Origin of the sequence: Bartonella sp. ML70XJBT (genome assembly GCF_028618425.1) — a bacterium.
GTDB lineage: Bacteria > Pseudomonadota > Alphaproteobacteria > Rhizobiales > Rhizobiaceae > Bartonella.
The window spans coordinates 1-3,835 of the sequence record NZ_JAQISX010000056.1 but is presented as its reverse complement, the minus strand read 5'-3'; the positions used below and the strand labels follow the sequence as shown (position 1 = coordinate 3,835).

4 protein-coding genes and 3 pseudogenes are annotated in these 3,835 nt (G+C 41.1%); 5 read left to right on the top strand and 2 right to left on the bottom strand.

Annotation, left to right across the window (positions count from 1 at the left end):
• The 3 genes and pseudogenes from PVV65_RS09270 to PVV65_RS09260 all read left to right on the top strand — a co-directional run.
• Positions 1-318, top strand: a pseudogene (locus PVV65_RS09270) (hypothetical protein); the annotation flags it as partial.
• Positions 319-409: 91 nt separating this feature from the next.
• Positions 410-1,521 (top strand): annotated as a pseudogene (locus PVV65_RS09265) (N4-gp56 family major capsid protein).
• 21 nt (positions 1,522-1,542) lie between these two features.
• A complete protein-coding gene (locus PVV65_RS09260) occupies positions 1,543-1,923 on the top strand; it encodes a hypothetical protein (protein ID WP_273789969.1) in 381 nt (126 codons plus the stop codon).
• Between the two features lie 35 nt (positions 1,924-1,958).
• On the opposite strand, the gene PVV65_RS09255 is transcribed toward PVV65_RS09260, so the two are convergent.
• A complete protein-coding gene (locus PVV65_RS09255; RefSeq protein ID WP_273789968.1) occupies positions 1,959-2,243 on the bottom strand; it encodes an addiction module antidote protein in 285 nt (94 codons plus the stop codon).
• Entirely contained in the window at positions 2,224-2,535 is a 312-nt protein-coding gene (locus PVV65_RS09250) for a type II toxin-antitoxin system RelE/ParE family toxin (protein ID WP_273789967.1), read from the bottom strand. The genes PVV65_RS09255 and PVV65_RS09250 overlap by 20 nt, the downstream gene beginning before the upstream one ends.
• 75 nt (positions 2,536-2,610) lie before the next feature.
• On the opposite strand from PVV65_RS09250, the gene PVV65_RS09245 reads away from it, so the two are divergent.
• Positions 2,611-3,318: a hypothetical protein gene (locus PVV65_RS09245; protein ID WP_273789966.1), complete on the top strand. Its 708-nt coding sequence runs from the start codon at positions 2,611-2,613 to the stop codon at positions 3,316-3,318.
• A gap of 1 nt (position 3,319) precedes the next feature.
• A pseudogene (locus tag PVV65_RS09240) lies at positions 3,320-3,835 on the top strand (hypothetical protein); the annotation flags it as partial.

Below are 3,835 nucleotides of genomic sequence, written 5' to 3'. Positions count from 1 at the left end.
CTATCCCAATTATGCACAAAAGAGCACGATAGATGCGATTATAGGGGATGAATTGCGAACGATTGTAGCCACTTGCGCACAAAAAGGGGTTAATCCGGCAGAAGAACTCTAGCAGTCCAAGGCAATAATCAAGTTGCAGCGCTGCAAAGTAGGCAGAATTCTGCGAGAACCTTAACAGCCTCTGGTGGAGGGGGTAGTGTTGGACCGATGACCAAACAAACTCTTTACGATATGTCAGAGAAGGAATTTGATGCGTGGATAGCCAATCCGAAAAATGAAGCGCGTTTTTATGAAATTATGGGAGCAGATCCTGATTAGGGAATAAGTTTTTCAACATAATCCGCCTTTGATGCGGATTTTACACCGGCTTTAAGCCGGTTTTTTACAGCAAAGAAAGGTGAAATCAAAAATGGCAACAACACATATAGGAACCCATGATCCACAATCGGTAAAACTGTGGTCACAGAAATTAAGCAATGAAGTTTTAAAAGCAACGAAAATTGCCCCCTTGATAGGGAAAAGTTCAAACAGCATTATCCAGCTTTACAATGAAACCCATAAGAGTGCAGGGGATAGTGTTACATTTAGTTTGCTTGTGAATTTGTTCGGAGATGGTGTCACTCAAGGCGAAACTCTAGAGGGTAATGAAGAAGCGCTTCAATTTATGAATGATAGGTTGGTCATTAACGAGCTCTTACATGCAGCACGTGTCGCCAATGATGACTCGATTGACCAACAGAGAATTCTCCCGAATTTACGCAAGAAAGCCAAAGAAGGCTTGGTTCGCTGGTATGCCAATCGTTTAAGCATCATGTTCTTTTTACAGGTGTGTGGTTATACAGCGCGTACGATCAATGTTGATGGTCGAGAAGTCTATATTAAACCAGTCCATTATGGTTTTAATCCGATTATGGCGCCAAGCAGTGAACGTATTATTCGTCCCGATGGTAAAACCAAGGATGAAGATCTCAACGATAAAGCCAAACATAGCTTTAGTCTTAAATTGATTGATGAAGCGGTAAAACAAGCCAAGCTAGCCAATCCCCAAATCTCTCCGGTTCATGTTAATGGTGATGATGTGTATGTTTTGTATTTGCACCCCACGCAAGTGATGCAATTGCGTACTAATACAGCCGCCGGTGAGTGGTTAGATATCCAAAAATCGGTTTATGCGACGTCACGTGCGAAGAACCCAATCTTTGATGGTTCACTAGGCATGTATAATGGTGTTGTTTTACGTGAGGCAATTCATGTCACCCATGGTGTTAAATCAACAGATTCTACAGCCGTTAAAAGTGTTCGTCGTGCGGTGTTCTTAGGTGCTCAAAGTGCGATTATAGGTTTTGGTAAAAATCATAGTGCAACGCATTACACTCTTAAAGAAGAGTATTTTGATTATGAGCGTGAATTTGGTGTTGCCGCCAAGACTTTGATAGGAATGAAGAAAACCCGTTTCCAAAGACAGCCCAAGATTTTGGAACGATTGTTATCCCCACCTACAGCGGTGAAGCAGCAGCGTAATGATTAAGGAGGAAAAAAGACATGGCAGATCAATTACCAGCCCCTTTACAGGGGAGAAATCTTCATACCCAACAAGTAAGCTTTTTACGATTAAATATCTCACATAAAGATAAGCATCTTACGGAAAAAATAGGGATTTTACCCCGTGGAGCAGTCATTACTTCGATAAAAGCCTTTGTGAAGACAGCGTTCTCGGAAGCAAAATTGAAGATAGGCAGTACCTATGGAGGGAATGAATACAGTGAGAAAGAGATCAAGACCCAAAGCGTACAGGACTTTACGCCAACAGATCAAAAGGCTTTTGTAGGGGATGATAAGGAGACCACTCTTTATGCAACCCGCGACAAAACCACGGCAGCGGGTGAATGCGTTGTGGTCGTGCAATTCGTGACTAATCACTGAAATGAAGGGGAGAGATTTATCAACTCCCCCTTAATTTATGAAGTAGAAGATTGTACAGAGAGTTGTAAATTAAGGGCAGATAATACAGCAACTAAGGTAGAAAGCTTTGGGTCACCCGTTTTGCTTAAGGAGCGGTATAATCCACTGCGTTCGCGATTGGTTTCTTTTGCTAAGGCACTCATATTTTGAGCACGAGCAACAAGACCAAGGGCATCGGCAATATAAGCGGTATCTCCCGTTTTAAAGGCTTCATTTAAAAAGGTTTCTTGAGCTTCTGGTGTTGTGAGATGTTTTTCAAAGTTAAAGGTTTTCAATTTCATTTTTAAGATCCTCTAAAAGAGATAGGGCTTTGTGAATATCATTGGATTGTGTGGATTTATCTCCACCACAAAGCAATATAATGATTTTATCGCCTTTTTGGGCAAAATAAATTCTGTAACCAGCACCATAGTGGATACGTAATTCTCCTATGCCATGAAAGAATTTAACATCACCGAAAAGTCCTGAACGAATTCTACGAATTCTTTCAAGAATTATAGTGGAAGCTTTTCTATCTTTAAGCTTTTCTAACCATTTATCGAATTCATCTGTTGTTTTTATTATCGCTACCATATGAGTACTATAGTGCACATGATATATCATGTCAAGTTCGTTTCAATTTTTATCTTTCATTGAAAAGGTATTTTGATGGCGCGTCATTATATTCGGGTTAGGACCAGCGGACCGATACCGGCTGGTCAAAATGTTTATCGTCATCGGAGAACGCTTTCACACCTCGTGTCTGTCATTCAAGATGAGATTGATGACACTGGGGATGAGTATATAGCGCAAATCCAAGAAAGTATTTTTGCTGCTATTCGTTTTTGTGAGAGAGAAAGTTTTTATTTTAATGAAAGCCGTGATGTGGTGTTTACAACACAGGCGGGGAAGGGTGTTTATGACGCAAGCGATACCCGCCATATCGCAAGTGCTGTTAAAATCAAAAGCGTTTATCTAATTTCTGGTCAAGATCATAAGCTTGCATTGGAGTTGAAAGACCATGTTTCTTTAGAGCCTTTGTTATCATCAGAGCAGCAAGGAACGCCGGTTTGTTACAGTTATTTTGATAGGAAATTACATCTTTATCCCACGCCAGATAAAGCCTATCAGATTCAACTCATTCTCTCTCCATTGCGTTTATCAGAGATAGAGAGTGTCGATGAGGAGCATCCATGGTTTGTGCACGCTTTTGATTTGATTAAGGCGCGTGCAAAATATGAACTTTACAAGAATATCCTTAAAGACCCCGATTGTGCAACGGCAGCTTACAATGACTTTAATGAGCAGTTGCATGAATTGCGTGCAGAGACTTCACAACGTCATAACGTAAGCAGAATAATTCCAACGGATTTCTAAGATGGTTTACTTTCCAGTCGCTGATTACAGACCGGATGTTGCGGTTGTCAACGGCAGCTTTACAGATACGCTTGTGAATGTTTTACCGGCAGATGGTGGCTATATTCCTATGGCTAGTGCAATGGTTGTTTCTAAGGTTCCTTTGGAAGAAAAGCCGTTGGGTTGTATCGCCTTTAGAAGTGGCAATGGTGTTAAGATCATCGTGGGAGGGAAGCAAAAGCTTTATAGTTATGACAGTCAAACGCAAAGTTGGAAAGACATCAGTCAAAGTGGAGTGACCTATCAAGCCAATGAAGAGAACAAATGGTCATTTGCTTTGTTTGCTGAAACCATTATTGCGGTGAACAAAAATGACAAACCACAGGCATTCAATGTTCGGAGTTCAGAGAGATTTGCAGATTTAGGAGGGGATCCTCCAAGAGCAGGCTTGGTGAAGGTTTGGGGAGATTTTGTTTGTCTGATGCAACTGACAGATCATCCCAATCGCATTCATTGGTCAGGTTTGAATGATGCAACA